23 protein-coding genes and 1 pseudogene are annotated in these 26,252 nt (G+C 63.5%); 13 read left to right on the top strand and 11 right to left on the bottom strand.

The annotated features are described in order from the left end of the window. Positions 1 to 239: 239 nt before the first annotated feature. From P9272_RS11095 to P9272_RS11080, 4 genes are all read left to right on the top strand, one after another. Positions 240 to 1,118, top strand: a complete 879-nt coding sequence (locus tag P9272_RS11095; protein ID WP_278160571.1) for an ABC transporter permease — start codon at positions 240 to 242, stop codon at positions 1,116 to 1,118. After that, entirely contained in the window at positions 1,115 to 2,269 is a 1,155-nt protein-coding gene (locus P9272_RS11090) for an ABC transporter permease (protein ID WP_128256402.1), read from the top strand. Before P9272_RS11095 ends, P9272_RS11090 begins: the two co-directional genes overlap by 4 nt. 39 nt (positions 2,270 to 2,308) lie before the next feature. After that, positions 2,309 to 3,280, top strand: a complete 972-nt coding sequence (locus tag P9272_RS11085) for an ABC transporter substrate-binding protein (protein WP_128256401.1) — start codon at positions 2,309 to 2,311, stop codon at positions 3,278 to 3,280. A 165-nt stretch (positions 3,281 to 3,445) separates the two neighbouring features. Next, complete coding sequence (locus P9272_RS11080) at positions 3,446 to 3,883, top strand: CHRD domain-containing protein (RefSeq protein ID WP_128256400.1); 438 nt, start codon at positions 3,446 to 3,448, stop codon at positions 3,881 to 3,883. Positions 3,884 to 3,948: 65 nt separating this feature from the next. Here the strand turns inward: P9272_RS11080 and P9272_RS11075 are convergent, their stop codons facing one another. The 3 genes from P9272_RS11075 to P9272_RS11065 all read right to left on the bottom strand — a co-directional run bounded on the left by P9272_RS11075 (position 3,949) and on the right by P9272_RS11065 (position 7,881). Beyond that, a complete protein-coding gene (locus P9272_RS11075) occupies positions 3,949 to 5,598 on the bottom strand; it encodes a thiamine pyrophosphate-binding protein (RefSeq protein ID WP_278160570.1) in 1,650 nt (549 codons plus the stop codon). Beyond that, positions 5,595 to 6,767: a CaiB/BaiF CoA-transferase family protein gene (locus tag P9272_RS11070; protein WP_278160569.1), complete on the bottom strand. Its 1,173-nt coding sequence runs from the start codon at positions 6,765 to 6,767 to the stop codon at positions 5,595 to 5,597. Before P9272_RS11070 ends, P9272_RS11075 begins: the two co-directional genes overlap by 4 nt. Positions 6,768 to 6,948: 181 nt before the next feature. Beyond that, positions 6,949 to 7,881, bottom strand: a complete 933-nt coding sequence (locus P9272_RS11065) for an alpha/beta hydrolase (RefSeq protein ID WP_278160568.1) — start codon at positions 7,879 to 7,881, stop codon at positions 6,949 to 6,951. A gap of 192 nt (positions 7,882 to 8,073) precedes the next feature. On the opposite strand from P9272_RS11065, the gene P9272_RS11060 reads away from it, so the two are divergent. Continuing rightward, a complete protein-coding gene (locus P9272_RS11060; RefSeq protein ID WP_278160567.1) occupies positions 8,074 to 9,078 on the top strand; it encodes a ribonuclease in 1,005 nt (334 codons plus the stop codon). Positions 9,079 to 9,093: 15 nt separating this feature from the next. Here the strand turns inward: P9272_RS11060 and P9272_RS11055 are convergent, their stop codons facing one another. Next, complete coding sequence (locus P9272_RS11055; RefSeq protein WP_278160566.1) at positions 9,094 to 10,371, bottom strand: GGDEF domain-containing protein; 1,278 nt, start codon at positions 10,369 to 10,371, stop codon at positions 9,094 to 9,096. Positions 10,372 to 10,620: 249 nt separating this feature from the next. Here P9272_RS11055 and ettA point away from each other — a divergent pair, with 249 nt between their 5' ends. The 3 genes from ettA (at position 10,621) to P9272_RS11040 (ending at position 14,318) form a co-directional block, all read left to right on the top strand. After that, entirely contained in the window at positions 10,621 to 12,270 is a 1,650-nt protein-coding gene (gene ettA / locus P9272_RS11050; RefSeq protein WP_128256394.1) for an energy-dependent translational throttle protein EttA, read from the top strand. 40 nt (positions 12,271 to 12,310) lie between these two features. Next, positions 12,311 to 13,078: a trans-aconitate 2-methyltransferase gene (gene tam / locus P9272_RS11045; RefSeq protein ID WP_278160565.1), complete on the top strand. Its 768-nt coding sequence runs from the start codon at positions 12,311 to 12,313 to the stop codon at positions 13,076 to 13,078. A 118-nt stretch (positions 13,079 to 13,196) separates the two neighbouring features. After that, the gene (locus P9272_RS11040; protein ID WP_278160563.1) at positions 13,197 to 14,318 is read left to right on the top strand and encodes a beta-ketoacyl-ACP synthase III; all 1,122 of its coding nucleotides are present in this window, start codon (positions 13,197 to 13,199) and stop codon (positions 14,316 to 14,318) included. A 10-nt stretch (positions 14,319 to 14,328) separates the two neighbouring features. On the opposite strand, the gene P9272_RS11035 is transcribed toward P9272_RS11040, so the two are convergent. Then, positions 14,329 to 14,895 (bottom strand): isoprenylcysteine carboxylmethyltransferase family protein, encoded by a 567-nt coding sequence (locus tag P9272_RS11035; RefSeq protein ID WP_278160562.1) that lies wholly within the window; start codon positions 14,893 to 14,895, stop codon positions 14,329 to 14,331. Positions 14,896 to 15,074: 179 nt separating this feature from the next. Here P9272_RS11035 and P9272_RS11030 point away from each other — a divergent pair, with 179 nt between their 5' ends. Then, positions 15,075 to 15,701 (top strand): MOSC domain-containing protein, encoded by a 627-nt coding sequence (locus tag P9272_RS11030; protein ID WP_278160561.1) that lies wholly within the window; start codon positions 15,075 to 15,077, stop codon positions 15,699 to 15,701. 45 nt (positions 15,702 to 15,746) lie between these two features. On the opposite strand, the gene P9272_RS11025 is transcribed toward P9272_RS11030, so the two are convergent. The 3 genes from P9272_RS11025 to tsaA all read right to left on the bottom strand — a co-directional run bounded on the left by P9272_RS11025 (position 15,747) and on the right by tsaA (position 17,608). Beyond that, the gene (locus P9272_RS11025; RefSeq protein ID WP_278160560.1) at positions 15,747 to 16,706 is read right to left on the bottom strand and encodes a D-amino acid aminotransferase; all 960 of its coding nucleotides are present in this window, start codon (positions 16,704 to 16,706) and stop codon (positions 15,747 to 15,749) included. A gap of 84 nt (positions 16,707 to 16,790) precedes the next feature. Then, positions 16,791 to 17,105, bottom strand: a complete 315-nt coding sequence (locus P9272_RS11020) for a DUF2293 domain-containing protein (protein WP_278160559.1) — start codon at positions 17,103 to 17,105, stop codon at positions 16,791 to 16,793. After that, on the bottom strand, positions 17,102 to 17,608 hold the full coding sequence (tsaA, locus tag P9272_RS11015; protein ID WP_278160558.1) for a tRNA (N6-threonylcarbamoyladenosine(37)-N6)-methyltransferase TrmO: 507 nt from the start codon (positions 17,606 to 17,608) through the stop codon (positions 17,102 to 17,104). The genes P9272_RS11020 and tsaA overlap by 4 nt, the downstream gene beginning before the upstream one ends. 140 nt (positions 17,609 to 17,748) lie before the next feature. Here tsaA and P9272_RS11010 point away from each other — a divergent pair, with 140 nt between their 5' ends. Both P9272_RS11010 and metF read left to right on the top strand, forming a co-directional pair. Continuing rightward, on the top strand, positions 17,749 to 18,756 hold the full coding sequence (locus tag P9272_RS11010) for a metalloregulator ArsR/SmtB family transcription factor (protein ID WP_278160557.1): 1,008 nt from the start codon (positions 17,749 to 17,751) through the stop codon (positions 18,754 to 18,756). Further along, complete coding sequence (gene metF / locus P9272_RS11005; protein ID WP_278160556.1) at positions 18,756 to 19,673, top strand: methylenetetrahydrofolate reductase [NAD(P)H]; 918 nt, start codon at positions 18,756 to 18,758, stop codon at positions 19,671 to 19,673. Before P9272_RS11010 ends, metF begins: the two co-directional genes overlap by 1 nt. 391 nt (positions 19,674 to 20,064) lie before the next feature. On the opposite strand, the gene P9272_RS11000 is transcribed toward metF, so the two are convergent. Further along, entirely contained in the window at positions 20,065 to 20,985 is a 921-nt protein-coding gene (locus tag P9272_RS11000; protein WP_278160555.1) for a DMT family transporter, read from the bottom strand. Positions 20,986 to 21,191: 206 nt separating this feature from the next. On the opposite strand from P9272_RS11000, the gene P9272_RS10995 reads away from it, so the two are divergent. Continuing rightward, entirely contained in the window at positions 21,192 to 22,412 is a 1,221-nt protein-coding gene (locus P9272_RS10995; protein ID WP_278160554.1) for an alanine racemase, read from the top strand. Between the two features lie 64 nt (positions 22,413 to 22,476). Here the strand turns inward: P9272_RS10995 and P9272_RS10990 are convergent, their stop codons facing one another. Continuing rightward, positions 22,477 to 23,655: a lytic murein transglycosylase gene (locus P9272_RS10990; RefSeq protein ID WP_278160553.1), complete on the bottom strand. Its 1,179-nt coding sequence runs from the start codon at positions 23,653 to 23,655 to the stop codon at positions 22,477 to 22,479. Positions 23,656 to 23,839: 184 nt separating this feature from the next. Continuing rightward, positions 23,840 to 24,631 (bottom strand): GH25 family lysozyme, encoded by a 792-nt coding sequence (locus P9272_RS10985; protein WP_278160552.1) that lies wholly within the window; start codon positions 24,629 to 24,631, stop codon positions 23,840 to 23,842. Positions 24,632 to 24,867: 236 nt separating this feature from the next. Between P9272_RS10985 and P9272_RS10980 the strand changes: the two are divergent. Further along, positions 24,868 to 26,252 (top strand): annotated as a pseudogene (locus P9272_RS10980) (serine hydrolase).

Raw genomic sequence — 26,252 nt, 5'->3', positions numbered from 1 at the left:
TCCAAACGGTGCAGAATGGTCGCTAACCGCCGCAGAACGCAAGGAGTCTTATTCTGGACCGATGCGGAGCGTCCAGGTAATGGCATGGATCCTAGGGTCTGCGCTGCGTCGCTTCGCTCCTTGCTCCGCCCTAGGATGACGAAGAGCGGGTACGTCACGGCACCCCAGTCCAAGCTGCCCGGCCTTCGCTTCGCTCCGGCCACCCTCTCCCCGTGGGGGAGAGGAGGGGAGCCGCGTTAATGGACTCCTTCCGCTCGAAAATCATCCCCGTCACCACCATCCTCGCCGGCGTGGTGGTGCTCTGGTACGTCTTTGCCGTCATCCTCAACGCGCCGTTCCAGCGCGATCTTGATCAACGAGGCAATGAGACGCCGGGCACCGTTGAGTTCATCGGCAAGACGCTGTCGCAGCCGAAGCCGACGCTGCCGGCGCCGCACCAGGTGGCGGTGAATTTCTTCGAGAACACTTTTTTGCGGTCCGTCACCTCAAGCCGCAGTCTGGTCTACAACGCCTGGGTGACGCTCTCCTCGACGCTGCTCGGCTTTGCCTTCGGCACCGGGCTCGGCATCGTCATTGCCGTCGGCATCGTGCATGTGGCGACGCTCGACCGCAGCCTGATGCCCTGGATCATCGCCTCGCAGACCATTCCGATCCTGGCGGTGGCGCCGATGATCATAGTGGTGCTGGCGGCGATCGGCATCACCGGCCTGATCCCCAAGGCGCTCATCTCGACTTATCTGTCGTTCTTCCCAGTCGCCGTGGGCATGGTGAAAGGCCTGCGTTCGCCCGAGCTCATGCATCTCGACCTGATGCATACCTACAATGCCAGCGCCTCGCAGACCTTCTGGAAACTGCGCGTGCCGGCCTCGGTGCCGTTTCTGTTCACCTCGATGAAGGTGGCGGTGGCGGCAAGCCTGGTCGGCGCCATCGTGGGCGAGCTGCCGACGGGCGCCGTCGCCGGCATCGGCGCGAAGCTGCTCGCCGGCGCCTATTACAGCCAGACGATCGATATCTGGTCGGCTTTGGTCGCAGGCTCAATCGTCGCGGCGCTGCTGGTGATGGCGGTCGGAATCGCTGGACGCTTCGTCGACCGCGCCATGGGCGGGAGGCGGGCATGACCTGGATGAAACCGTCCTGGCAAGCCGTGCTGGCAATCCTGCTTTGCCTCACCGCCTTTGCGCTCGGCGCGATGTCGAAACCCGAAGCCGCGGCTTTGGCGCAGCCGACGGCGGCAATTGCCTATCCCTATATGGGCGCGAAAGGCCTGATCATCGGGCTGCTGCTGATCGCTGCCCTGGTCTCGATGGTGAAGCTTACCCCGATTGTTGAAGCCATCGTCCTGTTCGTCGGCGCCCATGCCGCGGCCTGGCTGCTGATCAAGGGCATAGCCGGTTTCGAAGGAACGGCGCTGGCGCCGTATTTCCTGCTGCTTGCCACGGCCTGGCTGCTTGCCTGGCGCTGCGTAGCCTTGCTCTCCTCATTGCGTCCGAGCGAGAGCGCCGCAAGGAACGCCTTGCGGCTGATCATCCCGGCGATCTTCGGCGCCTGGATCCTGATCATCTGGGAAGCGGTGACGCGCGGCGCCGGCATTCCCTTTATTCTTCTGCCGCCGCCAAGCGCCATCGGCGCGCGGATCGCCAACTCGCTGCCGATCCTGGGCTCGGATGTGCGGCAGACGATCTTCAAGGCGGTGCTGATCGGCTATGTCGTCGGCAACCTCGCCGGCTTCGTCGTCGCCATCCTCGCCGACCGCGTGCCTTTCCTGCGACGCGGGCTGCTGCCGATCGGCAACATGGTCTCGGCTCTGCCGATCATCGGCGTGGCACCGATCATGGTGATGTGGTTCGGCTTCGACTGGCCGTCCAAGGCGGCAGTGGTCATCATCATGACCTTCTTCCCTATGCTGGTGAACACGGTCGCGGGACTGGCGGCCTCCGGGCATATGGAGCGCGACCTGATGCGCACTTATGCGTCGGGCTATTGGCCGACGCTGCTCAAGCTCAGGCTGCCGGCGGCAATGCCGTTCATCTTCAATGCGCTGAAGATCAACTCGACGCTGGCGCTGATCGGCGCCATCGTCGCGGAGTTCTTCGGCACGCCAGTGGTCGGCATGGGATTCCGCATCTCGACGGAAGTCGGGCGGATGAACATCGACATGGTGTGGGCCGAAATCGCAGTTGCAGCACTGGCGGGTTCGGTCTTTTATGGCGTGGTCGCTCTCATCGAGAGAGCCGTCACGTTTTGGCATCCCTCTGTCCGAGGTGGATAGGGGCGGTGGGTTTGGGCACTAACTTCAGAGGGTAACAACATGAAAAGACTGCTGATTTCTGCTTTGGCCGGCGCCATGTCGCTGGCCGCCTTCCAGGCGATGGCCGCCGACAAGGTGACACTGCAATTGAAATGGGTCACGCAGGCCCAGTTCGCCGGCTATTATGTCGCCAAGGCCAAGGGCTTCTATGACGCCGAAGGCCTCGACGTCGACATCAAGCCGGGCGGCCCGGATATAGCGCCCGAGCAGGTGATCGCCGGCGGCGGCGCCGATGTCATCGTCGACTGGATGGGTGGCGCGCTCGCCGCCCGAGACAAGGGCGTGGGGCTCGTCAACATCGCCCAGCCGTTCAAGAAGGCCGGCATGGAGTTGGTCTGCCCCAAGGCCGGGCCGATCAAGACGGAAGCCGACTTCAAGGGCCATACGCTCGGCGTCTGGTTCTTCGGCAACGAATATCCCTTCTACGCCTGGATGAACAAGATCGGTCTCAAGACCGATGGCGGCCCGGACGGCGTCACCGTGCTCAAGCAGAGCTTTGACGTACAGCCGCTGATCCAGAAGCAGGCCGACTGCATCTCGGTCATGACCTATAATGAATACGGCCAGGTGCTGGATGCCGGCTACAAGCCGGAAGACCTGATCGTCTTCAACTACTCGGCCATGGGCAACGACCTTCTGGAAGACGGGCTCTACACGCTCGAGAACAAGCTCAAGGACCCGGCCTTCGAGGACAAGATGGTGCGCTTCGTGCGCGCCTCGATGAAGGGCTGGAAATACGCCACCGAGAACACCGACGAGGCGGCGGAGATCGTCGTCGACGCCGGCGGCCAGGACGAGAACCACCAGAAGTTCATGATGAAGGAAGTGGCCAAGCTGATCGACAATGCCGACGGCAAGCTGATCCCCGCCGCTTACGAGCGCACCGCCAAGGCGCTGCTCGACCAGAAGATCATCAGCAAGGAGGCAAGCGGCGCCTACACCACCGCGATCACCGACAAGGCGATCAAGTAGGCCCCGCTCTCAACGCGGAAGGTGGAAAGGGGCGGGCGACCGCCCCTTTTTCGTATTTGCGGTAAAATAATCGTGTGCCGGGATACATCCGGCCACCCAATCGTTGATTGGCGCATCCGCGCGTCGGGGAGCCGCGAAGGATGCTGCAACCAACGGAGGTTCTTCATGCGCATCCTATCCGTGCCAATGCTTTCGGCTTTGGCCGTTTCGACCGCCTTCCTCATCGCATCGCCTGCCATGGCCGAGACGATGAAATTCAAGGCGACGCTCGATGGCAGCCAGCAAAGCCCGCCCGTGACCACCAAGGGCAAGGGAACCGCTACACTCACTTTCGACACCACTAGCAAGAAGCTCAGTTGGAACGTGAAATATTCCGGCCTCAGTGGGCCTGCCGTAGGAGCTCACATCCACGGCCCGGCCGATATGGGCGCGAATGCGGACCCGGTCATCCCGTTCAAGAAGCTGAAGAGCCCGATCAAGGGATCGGCGACGCTGACCGACGCGCAGGCGGCCGACCTTGAAGCTGGTAAATATTACGTCAACATCCACACGGCCAAGAATAAGGACGGCGAGATCCGCGGCCAGATCGAGAAGGCGATGTAGACGAGGAAAGGGGGGCGTCAAGCGCCCTTTCTTTCGACAAAAGGGGCGGTGAGCCGCCCTTTTCCTCAGCTCTTGTTACGGATCTGCGTCAGCGTGCGGGTCGGCGTGATCGCCTCGGGATCGAGCTTGATCTCGACGATCGCCGGCTTGCCGCTGGTGCGGGCGCGTTCGAAGGCCGGCGCGAAGTCGGCGGTTTTCTCGACCGTCTCGCCATGGCCGCCATAGGCGCGAGCAAGTGCGGCAAAGTCCGGGTTCTTCAATTCGGTGGCGACGACGCGGCTCGGATATTCCCGCTCCTGATGCATGCGGATGGTGCCGTAAATGCCGTTGTTGACGACGATCACGATGATCGGCAGGTCATACTGGACCGCCGTCGCGAACTCCTGGCCGTTCATCAGGAAGCAGCCGTCGCCAGCGAAGGCGACCACGGTGCGATCCGGGAACAATGATTTCGCGGCGACCGCGGCCGGCGTGCCGTAGCCCATCGAGCCAGAGGTGGGCGCCGCTTGCGTGCCGAAGCGGCGGTTGCGGTAGAAGCGATGCACCCAGGTGGCGTAGTTGCCGGCGCCGTTGGTGAGGATGGCGTCCTCCGGCAGGACCTTTCCCAGATGCTCGATGATCGGGCCCATCTGCACGGCGCCCGGGCCGGTCTGCGGCGGCGTCGACCATTCGAGATAAGCGGCATGCGCCTTTTCCGCCTCGGCCGCCCAGGAAGGGCGAACGGCGGGCTTGCGTTTGGCGAAGGCCTTCACAAAGGCAGCGGGCGAGGCATTGATGGCTATCGTCGGCCGGTAGACGCGGCCGAGCTCGCCGGCGTCGGCATGGACATGCACCAGCGTCTGGTCCGGGTAGGGGCTCTTCAGCAGCGTGTAGTCGGAAGACGGCATCTCGCCCAGGCGTCCGCCGATCAAAAGCACGACGTCGGCCTGCTTGATCCGCTCCGCGAGCTTCGGATTGATGCCGATACCGACATCGCCGGCATAGTTCTGATGGAGATGGTCGAACAGCATCTGGCGGCGGAAGGAGCAGCCGACGGGCAGCGACCACGCCTCGGCAATCGCGCGGATTCGTGCCACGGCTTCCTCGTCCCAGCGCGTGCCGCCGAGGATGACGAACGGCCGCTTTGCATTGCCAAGCAGCATCTGCAGCGCATCGAGCTCGGCTTCGCCGGGGCTCGTCTCGACCGGCGTGTGGGGAAGGGCTGCCGGCGCCTCGACTTCGCTGGTCAGCATGTCCTCGGGCAGCGAGATGACCACCGGCCCGGGGCGGCCCGAAGTGGCCACCGCATAGGCGCGGGTGACGAATTCCGGGATGCGTGCGGCATCGTCGATTTCGACCACCCATTTGGCGATGTCGCCAAAGAAACGCTTGTAGTCGACCTCCTGGAAGGCCTCACGTTCCTTGGCGTGACTGGCGACCTGGCCGATGAATAGAATCATCGGCACCGAATCCTGCATCGCGATATGGATGCCGGCCGAGGCGTTGGTGGCGCCGGGGCCGCGGGTGACGAAGCAGATGCCGGGCTTGCCGGTCAGCCGGCCCTGGCAGTCGGCCATCATCGCGGCGCCGCCCTCCTGACGGCAGACGATGGTGCGGATCGAGGAGTCATGCAGCGCGTCAAGCACCGCTAGATAGGATTCGCCCGGAACGCAGAAGATGCGGTCGGTGCCGTTCGCCTCGAGCGCCTCGACGATCAGTTGTCCGCCGGTCTTCATCTTGATCTCTCCAGTTCGGCAAGGATTTCTTGCGTGTGCTCGCCAAGGCGCGGCGAGGGGCGCTCATAGACGAGCGGCGTGCCCGACATCACCATCGGCGCGCGCACCGAGGGCAGGCGGTTGCCATGGCCGTCGTCGAGGTCAAGCCGCATGCCGCGCGCGATCGTCTGCGGATCGGCGAACATCTGGCCGATCGTGTTGATCGGACTCGCCGGCACGCCCGCCGCCTCCAGCTTCGCCAGAAGCGGATCGCGATCCCAAGCAGCGAGGGTCTCGATGATCCGTTCGCGCAGCTTCGCGCGATTGGCGACCCGCGCGGGGTTGGTGGCGAAATCCGGATTGGCGGGCAGATCGGCGAGGCCGACCACTGCGCAGAACTTGCCGAACTGGCCGTCATTGCCGACGGCCAGGATGATATGGCCGTCCCTGACCGGCATCACCTCATAAGGGGCGATGTTCATATGCGCATTGCCCATCTGTACCGGCGACTTGCCGGAGACCAGATAGTTGAGGTTCTGGTTACCGAGCGCCGAGATCTGGCTGTCGTAGAGGGCCATGTCGATATGCTGGCCCTCGCCGGCCTTTTCGGCATGGCGAAGTGCTGCCTGGATGGCGATCACGGAATAAAGCCCGGTGAAGAGATCGGAGATGGCGACGCCGGCCTTCTGCGGCTCGCGGCCCGGCTCGCCGGTGATCGACATCATGCCAGCCATGGCCTGGATGATGAAATCGTAGCCCGCGCGCGGCGCATAGGGACCGTCCTGGCCGAATCCGGTGATCGAGCAATAGACGAGGCGCGGGTTGATCGCCTTCAGGCTTTCATAGTCGAGGCCGTATTTCTTGAGGCCGCCGAGCTTGAAGTTCTCGATCAGCACATCGGCGGTGGCGACCAGCTTGCGCAGCGTCTCGGCGCCCTCGGGCTTGGAGAAGTCGACGGCGATGGAACGCTTGCCCCGATTGCAGGAGTGGTAATAGGCGGCCGAAAGATTCTCGCCGTCATGGCTCATGACGAAGGGCGGACCCCATTTGCGCGTATCGTCGCCGCCGTCCGGGCTCTCGACCTTGATGACATCGGCGCCGAGATCGGCCAGCAATTGCCCGGCCCAGGGACCGGCCAAGATGCGGGCGAGTTCGATAACTCGGATGCCTTTCAGCGGAGGTTCTGCCATGGATCACCGTGTTCTAGAGCGTTTCACGGTTTCGCAGAAACGGCGACGCGCTCTATTTTATCTTTTGACGCAATTCCGGACGGAAAACCGCTCATTCTTTGCCTGGAATTGCCCTAACTAAGCGCAGCCTCTAGCAACCTGCATCGGCCGTGTCACGGCCCATGCGATAGGCCACGCCGGATCAGGACTTCAGGACGCTGTCGGCCCAGGCGGCAAAATCGTTCATGACGGTGTCGCGGTTGATCTCGTTCAGGCTTTCATGGCGGGTCTCGGCGTAAACCTTTGAAACCAGATTCGAAAAACCCATTGCCCGCATGCGCTTTGCCAGGTGATTGACAGCCTTGCCGTAATCCGATGCCGGATCCTTTTCGCCACCGACAAGATTGACGAAGAGGTTGCGCCGAACTCCGGCGAAGCAGGAGTCCTTGCCGGCGTACTGTGCCATGTTGACGACATCGCGCCACATCGAGATCGAGGCGTCCCAGCCGCAGAGCGGATCGGCGATATATTTGTCGACCTCGGCAGGGTCGCGCGACAGCCAGTCGAACAGGGTGCGATGTTGGGGCACCGCCTTCCCCCAAGCCTGGAAAGTGAGCTTGGGCAGAAGGCGCGACGGCACGTCGGAGCCCAGCCGCATGCGCTCCCAGCCTAGGATGAGCAGTGCCAATTGGCCGAGAAGGCCTTGCGAGAAATTGCCGTTCCAGATCGCCGCCGCATGGATCCGTCCGGAATGGCGTAGCACAAAGTTCAGCGCGATCGAGGCGCCCAGAGAATGTCCAAAAACGATCACCGGCAAGCCCGGATGATTGGCCGCGATCAGATCGTGGACCGCGTCGACATCGGCGATCACCTTGGCGATGCCGTCGCTATCGGCAAACTTGCCGAGCGGCGCGTCGGGCGCCTTCGTCGCGCCATGACCGCGATGGTCGTGGGCGTAGACGTGGAAACCGCGCGGCGCGAGGCAATCGGCAAATCCGGCGTAGCGCGCAGCATGCTCGGCCAGGCCATGGTTGATTTGGACCACCGCGCGCGGATGTCCCGCGGCTTCCTTCACATAAAGGTTGAGCTCGGCTCCGGTCGGTGAGGCCAGCCCGGCCTGCTTGTCAAATGGCATGTCTCGCTCCCTCGGCGACTGTTGGGCGAGGGCTTTGCCGGCGTCAAGTGGATGAGCGCGCTTGCGAACACGCCGATGGAGCGCTCAGTTGGGGATTGTTGCTCGCGCGGTGAAAAAGATCGCAATTCTGACACGTCGCCTGTTCTAGTGTGACGAATCCAATACGGGACAAGGATCGCCGGGAGAGCGGGAATGCGGGTTTGGGCATTGTGGGGTTCGATGGTGCTGGCTCTGGCCGATGCCGGCGCGGCGCATGCGGACGTGAAGATGAGCGGAACGTTCGTTGCCGACAGCGCCTGTCCAGCGACGCAGGCAATCAGGAACGGCAAGAATCCCGGCAACATCTCCACCGAGGCCGGGAAGGGCTATGAGCTTCTTGCCGGCAACAAGGACGATCCCACCCATTATCTCATCCAGGTGCCGGGCGCCGATCCCGAGCGGCGCTGGGTGAAGATCGGCTGCGGCCACGTTACCGGCGGCGGCGCGGCGACCCCGGCGCCTTCCGGCCAGTCCAAGCCGTCGTCTGCCTCCGGGAAACCCGAATATGTCTTTGCCATAAGCTGGCAGCCGGCATTCTGCGAGACCCAAGCGAGTAAGCCCGAATGCAAGGCACAGAACCCCAGCGAGTTCGACGCCTCTCACTTTACGCTGCACGGGCTGTGGCCACAGCCGAACAGCAATTTCTATTGCCAGGTGTCGGCGGCCGACAAAGCCAATGACAAACCGGCGCATTGGGGAGATCTTCCGCCGGTCAATCTCGATGCCAACACACGCGCCGAGCTCGACCAGGTGATGCCGGGCACTGCCTCCAAGCTGGACCGGCACGAATGGATCAAGCACGGGACCTGCTACGGCAAGAGCCAGCAAGAGTATTTCTCCGACGCCCTCAATCTGATGCGGGCGGTGAACGCCTCGGCGGTGCGCGATCTCTTCACCAAGAACATCGGCAAGCAACTGACCTCGGACGAAATCCGCGGTGCCTTCAACACGGCCTTCGGCGCGGGCGCCGGCGACCGCGTGCGCGTATCCTGCCTTGTCGACCCGTCGAGCGGCCGCCGCCTGATCGGCGAATTGACGCTCGGCCTGTCCGGCCCGATCGGTCCGGATAGCAAGCTTGCCGATCTCCTGATGGCTTCGGCGCCGACGACCAAGGCCGGCTGCCCGAAGGGCACGGTCGACCCGATCGGATTCCAATAGGCGAGCCGTGTTTGATCAGGCCGATCTGGGCGTCGCCTGGATGATGATCGGCTCGCTGCCTGGCTCGCCGATCACGCGGTCGCGGCCGCTCGATTTGGCCTTGTAGAGACGCTGGTCGGCCAGCGCGAAAATGTCGGCCAGGGAGCGCGTCGTGTCGCTGACGGTGGAGACGCCGACGCTCACCGTAATGTTGAAGCGAGCGGTGTGCGCCGAGGTCTTGGTGGCGTTTCTGATGGTCTCGCCGAGCAGCCTGGCAGGCGCGTGCGACTGTTGTGTCAGTATGGCGAATTCCTCGCCGCCGATCCGGAACACCTGATCGTTGCCGCCGATCGTCTCGGCCAGCAGCATGGCCATCGCTTTCAACACCTTGTCACCCTCGGCGTGGCCGAAGCGGTCATTGATCGACTTGAAATGGTCGACGTCGACGATAAGAAGGCTTAGCGGCTTGCCCATCCTGATGGCGGCCGTGACCGCGGATTCGCCGTCGGCATCAAAGCTGCCGCGATGCAGCAGGCCGGTCAGACCATCGCGGCCGACATATTTGACCAGGGCCTCATAGCGTTCGCGATAAGTGAGGGTGTCGAAGATGTCGGAGAGGCCGCGCGGCACGGCGACATCATTGTCCTCGACCCATTTGAGATAGGCGACGAGCATGCCGCTATAGGCGAGTGCCGCGCCCATCTTGGCGAACCAGCCGCCGAAGAAGACCTCGACCGGCGCCCCGGCGACGAAATGCAGCGCGGTGAAGAAGCCTGCCTGATCAAAGGTGAGCACACAGGCGACCGATGCGATGATGCGCATGAACGGCCTCGCACGCAGATAGGCGCCGAGCTTCTCGTAGAGCAGGATGATCAGGATGGCGTCGATAAAGAGCAGTGAGGTGCCCCACACCATCAGCCAGCCCATCTCGTCGATGAAGGCGATGTTGGGCATCCTGCCGTCGGGAAGCGGCGAAACGGCGTGCAGCCGCAGGATCAGCACCAGGCCAATCATCAGCGCGTTGCCAAGCAAAAGGCCATAGATCGGTTGGCGTACGGTCGCGGCATCCTCCTTCATGTAGAGCAGGAGGATCATCACCAGCTTGCCCGAGAAGAGCACGGCGGAGCCCGGCGACACCAGCCCGAACGGCAGCGCGACATAAAAGACGCTAGCGAGATAGGTTTCCAGGAAATGCATGACGCCGAGCGCGCAGATGAACACGCCAAGCCCGATGCGGCGCCGGAAGCGGAAGAGCGTGACCATGGCGCCGAAATAGAGAACCGCTTCGGCAAGGAGCAGGGCAGCGTTCAACACGTCGTCGATCTTTCCTCGCAAGCACGGCAGGGCCGCCCAACCTATTAGCGTTTTGAAGGCGAATGGTTAACCACTGATTTTGTCGCGGGCGGCAGCGAAAAGATGTGGGCGAGGTTGGGGGCGCAAACGGCCGACTGCGCGCGGATTGGCCGTCGGCGCGCCGAAAGCGATTGCCGTGCGGCGCTTCATCGCCTACATAGCGCGCAACCCCCATTCACTTTGACACTTCAGTTTCCAGGGAAAGCGCGCGTGGCTCGCCAATTCATCTATCACATGTCAGGCCTGTCGAAGGCCTATGGCACCAAGAAGGTGCTCGATAATGTTCATCTGTCCTTCTATCCGGACGCCAAGATCGGCATCCTTGGCCCCAACGGCTCGGGCAAGTCGACGATCCTGCGCATCATGGCCGGGCTCGACAAGGAGTTCCAGGGCGAGGCCTGGCTGGCAGAAGGCGCGACCGTCGGCTACCTGGCGCAGGAGCCGCAGCTCGACAACACCAAGACTGTGCGTGAAAACGTCATGGACGGCGTCGCCAGGAAGACCGCCATCATCGAGCGCTACAATGAGCTGATGATGAACTATTCCGACGAGACGGCCGATGAGTCGGCCAAGCTCCAGGACGAAATGGACCGCCTCAATCTTTGGGACCTCGAACAACAGGTCGAGATGGCGATGGATGCGCTGCAGTGCCCGCCTCCGGATTCCGAGGTGACGAACCTGTCGGGTGGTGAGCGTCGCCGCGTCGCGCTCTGCCGGCTGCTGCTTGAACAGCCCGACCTGCTGCTGCTCGACGAACCGACCAACCATCTCGACGCCGAGACCACGCAGTGGCTGGAAAAGCATCTGCGCGACTATCCGGGCTCGGTGCTGATCATCACCCACGACCGCTACTTCCTCGACAATGTCACAGGCTGGATCCTCGAGCTCGATCGCGGCCGCGGCATCCCCTATGAGGGCAATTACACCAAATATCTCGACGCCAAGGCCAAGCGCCTGATCCAGGAAGGGCGCGAGGACGATGCCCGTCAGAAGTCGATCTGGCGCGAGCGCGAGTGGATCCAGTCCTCGCCCAAGGCGCGCCAGACCAAGTCGAAGGCGCGCATCAAGGCCTATGAGGAATTGGTCGAGCAGTCGCAAAACCGCAAACCGACCGACACGCAGATCGTCATCCCGGCGAGCGAGCGCCTCGGCAACGTCGTCATCGAGGTCGAAGGGCTCAACAAGGGCTTTGGCGACGAGCTCCTGATCGAGAACCTGTCGTTCAAGCTGCCGCCGGGCGGTATCGTTGGCGTGATCGGCCCGAACGGCGCCGGCAAGACGACGCTGTTCAAGATGATCACAGGGCAGGAAAAGCCGGATGCCGGCTCGATCCGCATCGGCGAGACGGTCAAGCTCGGCTATGTCGACCAAAGCCGCGACGCGCTCGAACCGAACAAGACGGTGTGGGAAGAGATTTCGGGCGGCGCCGAGGTCATCAAGCTCGGCAAGCACGAGGTCAACAGCCGCGCCTACTGCTCGTCCTTCAACTTCCGCGGCGGCGACCAGCAGCAGAAGGTCGGCAACCTGTCGGGCGGCCAGCGCAACCGCGTGCATCTAGCCAAGATGCTGAAGGGCGGCGGCAATGTGCTGCTGCTCGACGAGCCGACCAACGACCTCGACACCGAAACGCTGGCCGCGCTGGAAGATGCGCTGGAAGCCTATGCCGGCTGCGCCGTCATCATCAGCCACGACCGCATGTTCCTCGACCGTATGGCCACCCATATGCTCGCCTTCGAGGGCGACGCGCATGTCGAATGGTTCGAGGGCAATTTCGAGGAATATGAGAAAGACAAGCTGCGTCGCCTCGGCGCTGAAGCGGCAACCCCGCACCGCATGACTCACAAGCGGCTGACGCGGTAAGATCGGTCCCGAGGGGCGGCGAACAGATCGAGGTTCTCATATGGCTGACTGGTCCGCCGCCCAATATCTGAAATTCGAGGATGAGCGCACCCGTCCCGCGCGTGACCTCGTCGCGCAGGTGCCAGTCGATTTTCCGCGCCGCGTCGTCGATATCGGCTGCGGCCCGGGCAACTCGACCGAGCTTCTGGTCGAGCGCTGGCCTGATGCAAAGGTCAGCGGTTTCGACACCTCTCCCGACATGATCGAGAAGGCGCGGGCGCGGCTGCCCAATGTCAATTTCGAACTGGCCGATGCCGCCAAATGGCAGCCCGAGCATCCAGTCGACGTCATCTTCGCCAACGCCGTCTTCCAGTGGCTGCCGGAACACCCGGCGGTGTTCCTGCGGCTGATGGGATTGCTGGCGCCGGGCGGCGCTCTCGCCGTCCAGATGCCGGACAATCTCGGCGAAGCCTCTCACCACCTGATGCGCGAAACCGCCGCGGAAGTGCCGTTCGCGGCCAAGCTCATGGGCGCCGCGCGCGAGCCGCTGCCGCCGGTGTCCTTCTACTACGATCTTCTGTCGCCGCTCGCCGACCGGCTCGATATCTGGCACACCATCTACAACCACCCACTTGCCGACGCCGAGGCGATCGTCGAATGGGTCAAGTCGACTGGGCTGAAGCCCTTCCTCGATCCGCTCGACGCGGATGAGAAGAAGCTGTTCCTTGACAGCTATACCGCCAAGATCGCTGAGGCCTATCCCAAGACGGCGAACGGCAAGGTGCTGCTGCGCTTCCCGCGGATATTCATCGTCGCCAAGCGCGCTTAAGCATCTACCACCTGGATGCCAGCGCTGGTTGTCGAATTAAGCTGGAATAAACCGGGCAAATGCGACAAGTGTAGCGCCTCGCCTCGGCACCACTTGCCTCCCCTCGGACGGATTGGACATGCATCGCGTCATCATCAGCGGCATCGGCGCCGAAATCCCTGAACCCGTCATCACCAATGAGGAGCTGGTCGCAAGCTTCAACAGCTGGGTCGACACCGAGAATGCGCGCCGCGCCGAGACCGGCGAACTGCTTCTGCAGAAGTCGGACAGCGATTTCATCGTGCATGCCTCGGGAGTCAAGAGCCGCCATGTCATCGAACGCGAGGGCATCCTCGATCCGACCCGCATGTCGCCGCGCATTCCGGCACGACCGGACGATGTGCTGTCATTGGAGGCGGAGTTCGGCATCGCTTCCGCCAGGAAGGCGCTTGCCCATGCAGGCGTCGATGGGGCGGACATCGACCTGGTGATCTGCTCGGCCTCGCATCATCAGCGGCCCTATCCGGCGATCGCCATCGAGATGCAGGAGGCGCTGGGCACCAAAGGCGCCGCCTTCGACATGGGGCTTGGCTGCTCTTCCGCCGCGGCGGCGCTGCATGTCGCCGTCAATCTGGTGAGGGCCGGGGCGCACAAGCGCGTCCTGGTGTCGACACCGGAAATCATCACCGGCCATCTCAATTTCCGCGACCGGCAGACGCATTTCATCTTCGGCGATGCTTCGGTCGCCATGGTCGTCGAGGGACTGGCGCAAGGCGAAAAGCGGCCGGGGCGGTTCGAGGTGCTCGACACGCGCACCTGGACGCAGATGTCGAACAACATCCGCACCAATCTCGGCTACTACACGCGCACCGCCCAGGAGGATCCCTACATGATCAACCTGGAAGGGAACCTCATCAAGCAGGTCGGCAACAAGGTGTTCAAGGAAGTCACTGTCGCCGGGCAGAAGTTCATCGTCGAGTTCCTGGCCGAGCACGGGCTGACGCCGCAGGGGATCCGCCGCTTCTGGCTGCACCAGGCCAATGCGCGCATGAATGCGATGATCCTGAAATTGTCCTTCGGCCACGACGTCGACCATGACCGCGCGCCCATGGTGCTTGAGCGGATCGGCAACACCGCCGGCGCCGGCGCGATCGTGGCGCTATCGGAGAGCCATGCCGACATGAAGGCCGGCGATTTTGGCCTGATCTGCGCCTTCGGCGCCGGCTATTCGATCGGCGGCGCGCTGCTGCGCATGCTTTGAGGATGCGGCTTCACGCCGGCGCGAACGGCACCAGCATCGGCACGCGCCTGGCGTAGTCGTCATAGGCCGGACCGAGTTCGCTGCGCAGGAAGCGTTCTTCCAGCCTCGCCTTGACGACGACGCCGACGAGCAGCAGGGCAGCGCCGGCGACGCCCCAGACTGTGCCTTTGACGGCCGCTGTGGCCAGGACCGACAGCAGTAGTCCGGTGTAGATCGGGTGGCGGACCAGGCCATAGGGGCCGGTATCGACCACGCGATGATCGGCCTTGGCGGTGACGTTGGCCGACCACAGCCGGCCAAGATGGAAGCGCGCCCACCAGGCGAAGGCGATCCCTATGGCGATCAGGGCAACGCAGATCCAGGCCTCGATGAGCGTCGGCGTCCAGAGCCGCAGCCTGCCGACATAGCCGTGCACCGGCACGAACATCAGCACCGTGCCGGCAAGCCAAAGGGAACGATAGCGCGCCTCAGACTTTAGATCGGCGCGCTTTTGCGCGGGATCCGCCCAGGCAGCGGCAAGGACCCAGGATACCACCCAGAACAGCCACAGCGCTGCGATTGCGTGTCCAACCTGCATGATCGAGCCTCCTCCCGATTGTGCGCCATCGCTTATGCCGGCGTCGCGGCGGCAATGCGGCTGCTGCGGCCGACGAAAGGGATTTTCGCTAAGAAGATCGTGATCGTCATCAAGCGGCGTGATCGGATCATCAGTGCTTTCGACTGGACCGCATTCTTCGGCGCCTTTAGACCAGCGGCATGCAGGACACGAACCTGGAACTTTTTCCCATGGCGGAACCGGCGGTCGATATCGTGCCCGGCCGCAAGCTGACGGCCAGGGCGGCGGCGCTCCTTGCGGCCCCGCACGATCATTTCGAGACGAGGGCGGTCGAGGAACTGCATCTTGGCTTCGACGGTATCGCCGGCGACTTCCATGGCGGGGCGACGCGGCGTTCGGGCGGGCGCGAGCCCTGGTATCCGCGGGGCACCGAGATGCGCAACGAGCGGCAGTTGTCGCTTGTCGCCGCGGATGAGCTTGCCGTCGTTGCCCGACGCATGGGGCTCGAGGACATCAAGCCGGAGTGGATAGGCGCCAATCTTGTGATCGAAGGCGTGCCGCATCTGTCGATGCTGCCGGCCGGCTCGCTGATGTTCTTCAAGGGCGGCGTGACGCTCAAGGTCGACGGCCAGAACAAGCCCTGCCGCATTGCCGGACAGTCGATCGCCGAGCATGTCGCCGCCGCGGATATCAATGCCACCGCGCTGCTGTTTCCCAAGGAGGCGAAACGGCTGCGCGGCCTTGTCGCCTGGGTCGAGAAGCCGGGCATCATCAGGGCTGGCGAGGAGATTTCCGTGCGAGTGCCGGAGCAGTGGATTTACCGCTGATGGGCCACGTCGCCGGAAGCGGCAGCGTCTTATCCGGCTGGCAGGTCAGGGATAGCGCACGGCGTTCGACCAGGCCGGATCCTCATGCCTTTTCCAATAGAGCCCCATCAGGTGCTCGGTGATCGGACCGACCTTGCCGGCGGCGACGGGCGCACCGTCGATCATGGTGACCGGCATGAGGCCCCCGGCTGTCGAGGTGATGAAAACCTCGTCCGCCTCTTTCAGCGAGGCCACGCTGACTTCGGTCGCGACCGCCGAAAGGCTCGCCTCCGCACAAAGATCAAACACGGTGCGGCGCGTGATGCCGGGCAGAACGCCGGCGGCGGGCGTCGATAGCTTGCCGTCCTTGACGCAGAAGACGTTGAAGCCCGGGCCTTCGGCAACATTGCCGTTGAAGTCGAGGATCAGCGCGGTGTCGGCGCCACGGTCATAGGCATCGTAAAGGCCGCGAACGAGATCGAGCCAGTGGTAGTTCTTGATCGAGGGGTCGATCGAGGCCGGCGGAATGCGCACCTTGTCACTGATCGCGACATGGAGGCCGCTGCGCAATTGCTCGGCATTGGCGACCGAGCCGAAGGGGACGGCAAACGCCATGAAGCGGTTGATCGCCTGGCGCGGGTCGCGGCTGAAGGTCGGCGAGGCGCCGCGCGTGCACAGCATCTCGACATAAGCCGCGCGATGGCCCGACAGCGCGACGCAGTTGTGGAGAATCTCCGCAACGCCGCCGCGATCGAACGGGATCGTCATGCGCAGCTTCTCCAGCCCGCCGAAGAAGCGGTCGAGATGCAGGTTGAGGCGAAAGAAGCGGCCGTCCCAGACATGGACTGTGTCGTAGGTAGCGTCGGAATGCAGAAAGCCCCAGTCCAGCACCGAGATCTTGGCCTGCGACATCGGCAGATACTGCCCGTCGAGGAAAGCAACGCCATCGGGATAGGCATGCGGGTCGAGATGGCGCTCGGAAAGAAAAGGGAACGACGTGGCTGGCGTGGTGGCGGCCTGGCTCATTTCATTCCTCCTCGGGCGTTCGGCGAGGCAGGCTAGCGCCCAGTTGTGGATCCAGTAGAGCCAGGCAGAAGGCGCCGCTTGGCCTCACTCGTCCTCGTCGTCTTCGTCCAGCAACCTTGTCGCGCGCCAGCGAGTGAGCACGGCATTGGTCTCATCAATCACAAAGAAGCGCGCGCTATCCCGGTCGTAGCCTTCGGCGAGGAGCTTCTCGTAGTCGGTATGGGCGTGACGGACATGGGCGATGGTTGCCAGCCAGACCGCGATCGTCGGCGGCAGAGTCTTCATGTGCACCGAACCGGCATCGGCGCGGATCTTTTCCAGGTCGGCGTAAGGAGCCAGCGGCAACAGCGCTGTCAGCGCCTTGGCGATGGCGCGGCGGCGGCCGGTGGGCGCGCTCATTTGTCGTCGCGTCCGGCAATGGTCGCCTCGGGGAAGGCGTCGGTCGAGGCGTAGTAAGGCTTGACGTCGATGACCGGTGTGCCGTCGAGCACGTCGATGGCGTCGATCTCGATCCGTCCGGCCCCGATGTCGAGCGCGACGAGCTTCGCCACGTGCAGGCCGACAGGGTTCGGCCGCGCAGGGGAGCGCAGCGAGAAAACGCCTTTCGGTTCAGCCGCATGACGGGGTTTCTGCACAATCAGATTTCGCGGCGCGTGATGGAGCCAAGACAGAATGACGATGTGGCTGGCGCGTTCCAGGTTTCGCAGCCCTGGGCGATAAGGTTCGTCGATCAGGACTGTTGCGGCTCGCCCGGATTCGCGGGCGGCCCGCATGTTCTTGGGGCAGTCCTCGCGCCTCGACCAGGGCGAGACGATGCGTCCGACAAAGACGACATGGCCGTCCGGCCGCAGCTCTGCCGGATCGGCAGCAAGAAGCGTTTCACCTTCGCGCGTCTCGAACATGCTCTTCACTCCGCGCAAGAGGGGTCTGGCAGGCGCGGATCACGGCTGCGCCATTTTCTTGTCCGGAAGCGACATAGCGCTTGCCAGGGTTTCAAAATCGACATAAACATATCTTTATATCTTTCAACGAGAACCCGCTCATGCATGTCTCGCTCGACACAATGGTAGATACATTGAAGGCGGCGGCTGAATCCAGCCGGCTGCGCATCCTGGTGCTGCTTTCGCGTGGCGATCTCACTGTGTCCGACCTCACCGAGATCCTCGGCCAGTCGCAGCCGCGCGTCTCGCGCCATCTGAAGCTGCTGCTCGATGCCGGGCTGATCGGCCGCTACCAGGAAGGATCCTGGGCCTTCTTCCGGCTGACCGACACGGATAATTCACGCGATTTCGTGCAGCGCCTAGTCTCCGGCATCAGCGAGGCCGATCCGCAGGTGGTGCGCGATCTCGAGCGACTGGCGGCGGTGAAGCGCAAAAGGCAGGACCGGGCCGCCGAATATTTCTCCGAGAACGCTGCAAGCTGGGATCACATCCGCTCGCTGCATGTGCCGGACCGCGCGGTGGAGACGGCGCTCATCAAGCTCGTCGGCAAGCGGCCGTTCCAATCGATGCTCGACCTCGGCACCGGCACGGGCAGGCTGCTCGAAATCTTTGCGCCGCTCTACCGGCGCGGCGTCGGCATCGACATGTCGCGCGAGATGCTGACGGTGGCGCGCGCCAATCTCGACAAGGCCGGCATCTCCAACGCCCAGGTTCGCCAGGGCGACATTTTCTCGCCACCGGTCGAGCGCAACGCCTTCGATCTCGTCACGATCCACCAGGTACTCCATTATCTCGACGACCCGGCCCGCGCCATCGCCGAAGCGGCAAGGCTGCTCAGGCCATCAGGCAGGCTGATCGTCGTCGACTTCGCGCCGCATAATCTCGAATTCCTGCGCGACCAGCACGCCCATATGCGGCTCGGCTTCTCCGATCGGCAAATGTCCGACTGGTTCGCGGAGGCCGGACTCGAACTCGAGGAAAGCCAGGAGTTCGAGCCGCGCGGCGGCAACGAGGCGAGGCTTACCGTCAAGCTCTGGCTTGGCCGCGACCGCCGCCTGCTGATCGCCGATCCGCCCAACGATTCCTTGCCAGTGAGGGAAACAGCCTGATGAACCAGTTCCGCTTTTCCCGCCGCCCCGACATCGGCGACAAGGTCAGGGTCTCGTTCGAATTTTTCCCGCCGAAGAATGACGAGATGGAAGCAAGGCTGTGGGACACGGTCACCCGGCTGGAGCCGCTCAAGCCGAAATTCGTCTCGGTGACCTATGGCGCCGGCGGCTCGACCCGCGAGCGCACGGCGCGCACGGTCAAGCGCATCCTCAACGACACGACGCTGACGCCGGCGGCGCATATGACCTGCGTCGACGCCGCGCGTGATCAGGTCGACACCGTCATCCGCGAGTTCGCCGACATGGGTGTCAAGCGCTTCGTGGCATTGCGCGGCGATCCGGCGGCCGGCGTCGGGACGAGCTACCGTCCGCATCCCAGCGGCTACGCCAACGGCGCCGAACTGGTCGGCGCGCTGAAGAGTGCCGGCGATTTCGACATTTCCGTCTCGGCCTATCCGGAGAAGCACCCGGAAAGCCCGGATTTCGCCACCGACATCGACATGCTGAAGCGCAAGGTCGACAATGGCGCGACGCGGGCGATCACCCAGTTCTTCTTCGACAACGACCTCTACGAGCGCTATGTCGAGCGGGCGCGCCGCGCCGGCATCTATATTCCGATCGTGCCGGGCATCCTGCCGGTGCATAATTTCACACAGGTCGCCAATTTCTCGTCGCGCTGCGGCGCGCTGGTGCCGGCGTGGCTCGCCGAGCGTTTCGAAGGGCTGGAAAACGACCCGCAGACGCACGCGCTGGTGGCCTCGGCCGTGGCGGCCGAGCAGGTGCTCGACCTCGTCGAACGCGGCGTCGGCGACTTCCATTTCTACACGATGAACCGTGCGGACCTCGTCTTTGCCGTCTGCCACATGATCGGCATCCGGTCGCATGACGCGGAGGCGGCCGGGTCTGCCGCGGCCTGACCTAAAGCTGTAACGGAAGTCAGGGTCAGCAATGGAAAAGGCCGGGTGGAAACCCGGCCTTTTCGAACTGGTGGACTATTCTCGGTGCTTGGTCTTCCCGGCTTTGGCGGGTCAGGGAAGAACACCTATGATCAGGGCACCGATGAATGCGAATGCGGCACAAATCATCAAAGCGTTGATCGGCCTCGTCAGTCCCATGCCATAGCCTCCTCTTCAGAGCTATGGCAGGAGTCTAGGGGCATTTGGGCCACAGGCAAGCGGAAAACGTGCTGCAATGCGACATGATTGTGAAATTTGCGACCCGGGATTTGCCGTTAGGCATTGAAACTCTTCGGCAAAAACCGGCTTCGCCGTTGTGAATAAATTGTGGCGGCGGTGCGGCATGACACCGCTACCATTTGCCGAACAGTCGACCGTCGATGGTGATGAGGCCCAATCCGATCAGCGTCATGCCGCCGATCTCGAACAGCGCCAGCCGCTCGCCGAGGAAGAGGAAGCCGAGCAGAACCGCGCTGACCGGGACGATCAAGGTGACCAGCGAGGCATTGGTGGCCCCGGCGGAGGCGACGAGATTGAAATAGAGGATATAGGCGAAGGCGGTGGACAAAAGCGCCAACCCCAGCACCGCGGCCCAGACCGAAGGCGAGGCCGAGAACAAGCCCGTCGGACCATAGGCAATGAGCACGATAGGGATCATGATGATGGTCGATGCGGTCAGTTGCCCGGTGGCGATGACCGGCGAGGGCACGCCCTTGAAGCGGCCCGCGATCATCAAGGCGATCGCATAAGATATTGAAGCGCCGATCAGCGCGAACTTGGCCCAGACCGGCCCGCCGAGGCCGGCAACAAGGCCCGGGCCGATCATCACCGCGGTGCCGGCGACCCCGAGCGCGATGCCGGCCAGCTTGTTCCAGGACAGCTTCTCATCGGTGGTGAGCGCATTGGCGAGCACCAGCGTCCAGAACGGCGTCGTGGCGTTGAGCACCGAGGCGACGCCGGCGCCGAGCTTGGTCTGGCCGGCGAAGATCAGCGAGAAGGGCACGACATTGTTGGTGAGCGCCAGCAGGAAGAGCAGGCCGGCCTGCGGGAAGGCGAGCCGGAACGAGGGGCCGCGGATCGCCAGATAGAGCTGGAGCGCGGTCGCGGCGATGGCGACGCGAAACAGCACCAGGGCGAGCGGGTGGATCTCGGACGCCGCAATACGGGCAAAGAAGAATGAGCCGCCCCAGATCGCGCCGAGCAAGAGAAGCTGCCCCCAATCCCTGAGCGTCATCGGTCCGCGCGTCGGCGCGGCGGCGGCCGTAATGGACATGCTGTCTCCCCAGGCCGATCGCAATCTCAGCCTTCACATCTCACCAACCGATCATGCGTTCGCAGGCAAGGGCCACCCGAAACCTGACTGGTGCTTTAACGTTGGCAAAATGTGCAGCCAGCCGCGCCGGGTCGCCAGACACAGAACTGTTTTCTTTGGCGGCTAGCTAGGATTAATTGTGCGCGCCCCAGCCTGAGGATTCGTCCATGCAGCGATTCGAAAATGCCCGCGATGCGGCACTGGCGCTTCGTCCCGACGATCCGGTCTATTGTTTCCGCCCGCAGGTTCTGAAGGCGGATGCCCTGCAGTTCATGGGCATGTTTCCCGGCAAGACCGCCTATGCGGTGAAGACCAATGGCGAGCAGATCGTGCTGAAGACCCTGGTGGAAGCCGGCGTCAGCACTTTCGACGTCGCCTCGCCGGGAGAGTTCGCCGCCGTGCGGGCAGTCTCGGCAGATGCCGAGATGCTCTACATGCACCCCGTCAAGGCGCAGTCGGACATTAAGCTAGCGCTGGAGAAATACGGCATCCGGGTGATCTCGCTTGACCATGAGGACGAGATCACAAAGCTGACGCGCGTGGTGCGGGCGCTCGATATCGACCCAGGCGCCATCACCGTCTTCGTGCGTATCCAGACCAAGGGCCATGCCGCTTACGAATTGTCGAAGAAATTCGGCGCCGGGCCGGCCAACGCAGTCGAGCTTGCGGAGCGGCTGAACCGCACCGGCTACAAGGTGGGGCTCTGCTTCCATGTCGGCAGCCAGATCGAGGATCCCGACACCTATGAGCGGGCGCTGGCCTCGGCCGACTGGGTTCGCAACCGGCTCACCTTCGACATTGCTGGGCTCGATGTCGGCGGCGGCTTCCCCGCCGAATACGGACACGATCCGAACCGCAAGCAGGCCGAGATGCCTTCGCTCGGCCAGCTGATGTCGCGGCTCGCCGGCGACCTGAAGGAGTATCAGTTCGACCGGATGCCGCTGGTGGCGGAGCCCGGCCGCGTGATCGTGGCGCGGTGTCTGTCGCTGATCGTGCGGGTGCTCTTGCGCAAGGGCAAGCGGCTCTACATCAATGACGGCATCTGGGCGTCGCTTTCGGATTCATGGACGGGCAAGATCACGCTGCCGGCCCGCTTCATCCCCGATCCGGCGATCCGCACGCGCAACGGCGACGAGAGAAACGTCGTGCCGTTCAAGGTCTGCGGCGCAACCTGCGATTCGGTCGACATCCTGTCCAGGCCATTCTGGCTGCCGGAAACGGTCGACACCGGAGACTGGATCGAGATCGGCCATATCGGCGCCTACTCGCTGTCGCTCAGGACGCGCTTCAACGGCTTTTACCCCGACACATTCGTCGAGGTGACGACGCCGTTCGACGAGGGCGACGCGCCGCAGGGATTTGCGAGCTTGGAGACGATGGCGGATTAGGCGGTAGGCAGTAGGGAAAATGTAGAGCCCTTGCAGGCCAGCCACTTGCGACCAAACCAGTTGCCTACAATTTCGCCAAAAGCTCCGGCGTTGGCCAGCCGTCCACCGGTAGGCCAAGCCGCATCTGCTCCTTGCGGATCGCTTCGCGCGTGTTGGTGCCGAGGATGCCGTCGACCGTGCCGACGTCGTAGCCCTTGGCTTCGAGCTTGGTCTGCAGCGCCTTCATCTGGTCGCTGCTCAAGCCCTGCTCGGGCGTGCGCGGGTCGAATGGCGGCGCGCCGGCAAACCGCGTCGCCATGACGGCCGCGGTCAGCGCATAGGTGAAGGACTGGTTCCATTCCAGATAAACGTCGAAATTGTCGTAGGTCAGGAAGGCGGGACCCTTGCGGCCCATCGGCAGCGCCAGGCCGGCTTTCAGACCGTTGTCGATGAGCGGGTTGCCATTGGGCTCGGTGACGCCCCACTCAGTCCACTGCGACAGCGGCAGCTTGTTGGTGCGGCCGGTCTGGTCCCATGGCATGTCGTCGGGGACGCGCACTTCCTCGACCCATGGCTGGTCGCGCTTCCATCCGCGCGACTGGATCTTGCTGGCCGTTGTCATGATGACGTCCGGCACGCTGTTCCTGAGGTCGACCTTGCCGTCGCCGTCGCCGTCGACACCGTGCGCCAGATAATCGGTCGGCAGGATCTGCGTCTGGCCGATCTCGCCGGCCCAGGCGCCCTTGACGTCGGCCGGCAGGACGCCGCGATCGATCAAGGTGAGCAGCGGCACCAGCTGCTGCCGGAAGAGCTGAGGCCGGCGGCAATCATGCGAAAGTGTGACCAGCGCATTCAGCGTATGGAAGTCGCCCTGGACGGCGCCGAAATCGGTCTCCAACCCCCAGAAGGCAGCGATGATGGCCGGCTGGACGCCGAACTGCTTGTCGGCGCGGTCAAAGATGTCGGCATACTTCTTCAGATTGGCTGCGCCCTGCTTCAGGCGGTAGGCCGAGATCATGCGGTTGGCGAATTCGGTGAAGGTCTGGGTGAAGACGCCTTGGGCGCGGTCGCGCGCCAGCGCCCGTTGGTCGATGGTGGCGTCTTCCAGCGCGTCGAGCCCGGTTTCGCCGACGCCGGCCGCCTTGGCTTCGGCCGCCACACCCTGTTTCCAAGTCTCGAAATCGCCGCCGCATTCCTGCGCTGCCGCAGGAAGTGCAAACGTGCCAACAAAGAGCGCCGCCAGGATTTCAACGCGCAATCGCATCGCTTTCCTTTCGAGACCGGCGCATGACCTGATCGTGATCCCGGATTGGGACCGCACAGGCGCATGCGAGGATTTCAAAGCTCAGGAGCAGCGCCAGGCACTCGCGCGAATGCGCCGCTCCAGATTACCAGCGGTTGCATGTTTCGCCGCCCGCCGTGTCGAAAAGCAGGCGGAAGGGCCGATGTCAACGGGTGTTCTGCCGAAGCCACTTCTTCCAGGCGGCTTCCGAGCCGTTGAAGACGTTGATATCGGACTTGCCAGTCATGCCGGGCACGATGCCGGTTCCGGTATACTGCCAGAAGGTGAAGGGATGGCTGCCGTATTTCTCGCGAGGGTGCCCTGCGACCGAACGCAACCAATAGGGGTAGCCGCGGAAGGTCGCGAGCTGATTGTCGTCGAAGAAGTCGACCGAGGTGTAGATGATCGGCTTCTTGCCGTAATGGCGCTCGACCATCTGCAGGAAAACGCTCATTTCGCTGCGCACGGTGGCCGGATCGGGGCGCAGCCTGCAGGTTGGCGATTTCGGGTTCCATTCCATGTCGAGCACCGGCGGCATGGCCGACGGGTCATTGGGGACATTGGCGATGAACCAGCGCGCCTGGGCTTCCGCCGGCGTGCAGAAATAGAAGAAATGATAGGCTGCGCGCGGAATTCCAGCCGCCCTGGTGCGTGCCCAGTGCTCGTTGAAATTTTCGTCGAAGCGGTCGCCGCCTTCGGTCGCCTTGATGAAGGCGAAGGAGATGCCGTTGGCTCTCGCCGTCGGCCAGTCGACCGAGGTCTGGTATTTGGAAACATCCGTGCCATGGATGGCGTAGGTCCACGGCGCGCCGCTTTCCCATACATGCGGCTTGGAATCCTCGAATTTGGGCGCGCGCACGGCGACCGTCTGCGAGGACGGCGACAAGGGCGAAAGGTCGTCGACGGTCGAGCAGGCGCAGAGCAGCGTCAGCATCAGGATGGCCGCAAGACGGCGCATGATATTCCCCGAGCCGGGTTCAGCCGGCCGCTGATGGGTCCTTTACTTATGGTGGCGCTTACGCAGGCCCCCTCCGGACGGTCGCCCCACAGGACCGTCCTGGTTCTTCTATTGATCGCCGAACATGGTTGATAATCCATTGACGGCGCTCGATGACACCAGTGATTTTGCGGAAGCAATGGCGGCAAATCGATGACATAAATCGAGCCGGCGAATCCAAAAAGGCGGGGGGAAAGATGCGGGCTGTCGTGAGGTTCATCAAGTGGCTGCTTGCTCTTGTGATCCTGGCGGTGGTTGCGCTCTTCGCCTGGCTCTATTTCGCGCCGCCGGAACTGATCCGCGTCGGCTCCGGCTATTCGGCCAAGATCGTCTGCTCGAACGTCTTCATCGCCGGCCGGGACCCGAACCAAGTGCTGGCGGTCGACGTGCAAGCGCCCGGTCATCCGCTGCTCAAGCTGATGAAGGTTTCCGTCGACAAGGAGCGGGGGCTGGTTTCGGCCGGCCTGCTCTGGGTGCTGGGCAAGAGTGTCGCGGTCGAGCGCGACGGCGTCGGTTGCGCCTCGGTTCCCGATGGCAACACCGGCAAGGCGCGGCAGACGTCGCTGCGCTCGGCGCCGTCGGCAGCGGCGGCGCAGCCTGATACGCTCTGGCCCGAGGGCGAGCGGGTGGATGCTTCGCAAATCCCGAGGTCGCAAAGATCGTCGACGATGCCGCTATGGCCGGCACCGGCATGCGCGCGATCGTGGTGGTGAAGAATGGCCGCGTCGTCGCCGAGCGTTATGGCGACGGCTTCTCGGCCAAGACGCCGCTGCTCGGCTGGTCGATGACCAAGACGGTGAATGCGGCGATCGTCGGCACGCTGGTCAAGGACGGCAAAATGGCGATCGACAACAAGGGCCTTTTCACGCCGTGGAAGGCCGATGGCCGCGCCGCCATCAGCCTTGGCGATATGATGGCGATGTCGAGCGGACTTCGGTTCAACGAGGATTACGGCGATGTCGCCGACGTGACGCGCATGCTCTATCTCGAGCCGGACATGGCTGGTTTCGCCGAGGCTCAACCGCTGACCGGCGAGGTCGGAAAGGTGTTTTCCTATTCGAGCGGCACGGCGGTGATGCTGTCGCGCCTGTGGCAGGATGCGATCGGCGACAAGACCAAAGCACTGGCTTGGCCGCGCACGGCGCTGTTCGAGCCGCTCGGCATGCATAGCGCGGTGCTCGAGACTGACGAGAAGGGCACCTTCGTCGGCTCATCCTATCTCTATGCCACGGCGCATGACTGGGCGCGCTTCGGCCAGTTCCTGCTGCAGGGCGGGACCTGGAATGGCAACCAGATCCTGCCCACCGGTTTCGTCGACTGGATGCGCGAGCCGGCACCTGCCTCGAAGGGGTATGGCAGAGGCCAGCTCTGGGTCGAGGGGCCGGGCGATGAGGAAAGGCCTGGGGCGGGCGCCGCCGCGGGCCTGCCCAAGGACACCTACTGGATGGAGGGCCATGACGGCCAGACAGTGGCGATCGTTCCCTCGGAGCAGCTGGTGGTGGTCCGGCTTGGGTTGACCCCAGCCAAGCTCGGCTACCGTCCGCAAGCGATGGTCGGCGCGTTGGTGAAGGTGCTGCATTAG

It is taken from the genome of Mesorhizobium sp. WSM4976, assembly GCF_029625685.1.
GTDB lineage: Bacteria > Pseudomonadota > Alphaproteobacteria > Rhizobiales > Rhizobiaceae > Mesorhizobium.
Note: the sequence above shows the minus strand (reverse complement) of the source record. Positions and strands in the feature narration are given on the sequence as shown.

Coding starts and splice junctions, on each gene's coding strand:
- P9272_RS11040 (WP_278160563.1), top strand. CDS start 13,197: ATGCATCGCGTCATCATCAGCGGCATCGGCGCCGAAATCCCTGAACCC.
- P9272_RS11020 (WP_278160559.1), bottom strand. CDS start 17,105: ATGAGCGCGCCCACCGGCCGCCGCCGCGCCATCGCCAAGGCGCTGACA.
- P9272_RS11075 (WP_278160570.1), bottom strand. CDS start 5,598: ATGAAGACCGGCGGACAACTGATCGTCGAGGCGCTCGAGGCGAACGGC.
- P9272_RS11065 (WP_278160568.1), bottom strand. CDS start 7,881: ATGCCATTTGACAAGCAGGCCGGGCTGGCCTCACCGACCGGAGCCGAG.
- metF (WP_278160556.1), top strand. CDS start 18,756: ATGAACCAGTTCCGCTTTTCCCGCCGCCCCGACATCGGCGACAAGGTC.
- P9272_RS11095 (WP_278160571.1), top strand. CDS start 240: ATGGACTCCTTCCGCTCGAAAATCATCCCCGTCACCACCATCCTCGCC.
- P9272_RS10995 (WP_278160554.1), top strand. CDS start 21,192: ATGCAGCGATTCGAAAATGCCCGCGATGCGGCACTGGCGCTTCGTCCC.
- P9272_RS11060 (WP_278160567.1), top strand. CDS start 8,074: ATGCGGGTTTGGGCATTGTGGGGTTCGATGGTGCTGGCTCTGGCCGAT.
- tsaA (WP_278160558.1), bottom strand. CDS start 17,608: ATGTTCGAGACGCGCGAAGGTGAAACGCTTCTTGCTGCCGATCCGGCA.
- P9272_RS11070 (WP_278160569.1), bottom strand. CDS start 6,767: ATGGCAGAACCTCCGCTGAAAGGCATCCGAGTTATCGAACTCGCCCGC.
- P9272_RS10990 (WP_278160553.1), bottom strand. CDS start 23,655: ATGCGATTGCGCGTTGAAATCCTGGCGGCGCTCTTTGTTGGCACGTTT.
- P9272_RS11025 (WP_278160560.1), bottom strand. CDS start 16,706: ATGAGCCAGGCCGCCACCACGCCAGCCACGTCGTTCCCTTTTCTTTCC.
- P9272_RS11010 (WP_278160557.1), top strand. CDS start 17,749: ATGCATGTCTCGCTCGACACAATGGTAGATACATTGAAGGCGGCGGCT.
- tam (WP_278160565.1), top strand. CDS start 12,311: ATGGCTGACTGGTCCGCCGCCCAATATCTGAAATTCGAGGATGAGCGC.
- P9272_RS11080 (WP_128256400.1), top strand. CDS start 3,446: ATGCGCATCCTATCCGTGCCAATGCTTTCGGCTTTGGCCGTTTCGACC.
- P9272_RS11030 (WP_278160561.1), top strand. CDS start 15,075: ATGCAGGACACGAACCTGGAACTTTTTCCCATGGCGGAACCGGCGGTC.
- P9272_RS11090 (WP_128256402.1), top strand. CDS start 1,115: ATGACCTGGATGAAACCGTCCTGGCAAGCCGTGCTGGCAATCCTGCTT.
- P9272_RS11035 (WP_278160562.1), bottom strand. CDS start 14,895: ATGCAGGTTGGACACGCAATCGCAGCGCTGTGGCTGTTCTGGGTGGTA.
- P9272_RS11085 (WP_128256401.1), top strand. CDS start 2,309: ATGAAAAGACTGCTGATTTCTGCTTTGGCCGGCGCCATGTCGCTGGCC.
- P9272_RS11000 (WP_278160555.1), bottom strand. CDS start 20,985: ATGTCCATTACGGCCGCCGCCGCGCCGACGCGCGGACCGATGACGCTC.
- P9272_RS10985 (WP_278160552.1), bottom strand. CDS start 24,631: ATGCGCCGTCTTGCGGCCATCCTGATGCTGACGCTGCTCTGCGCCTGC.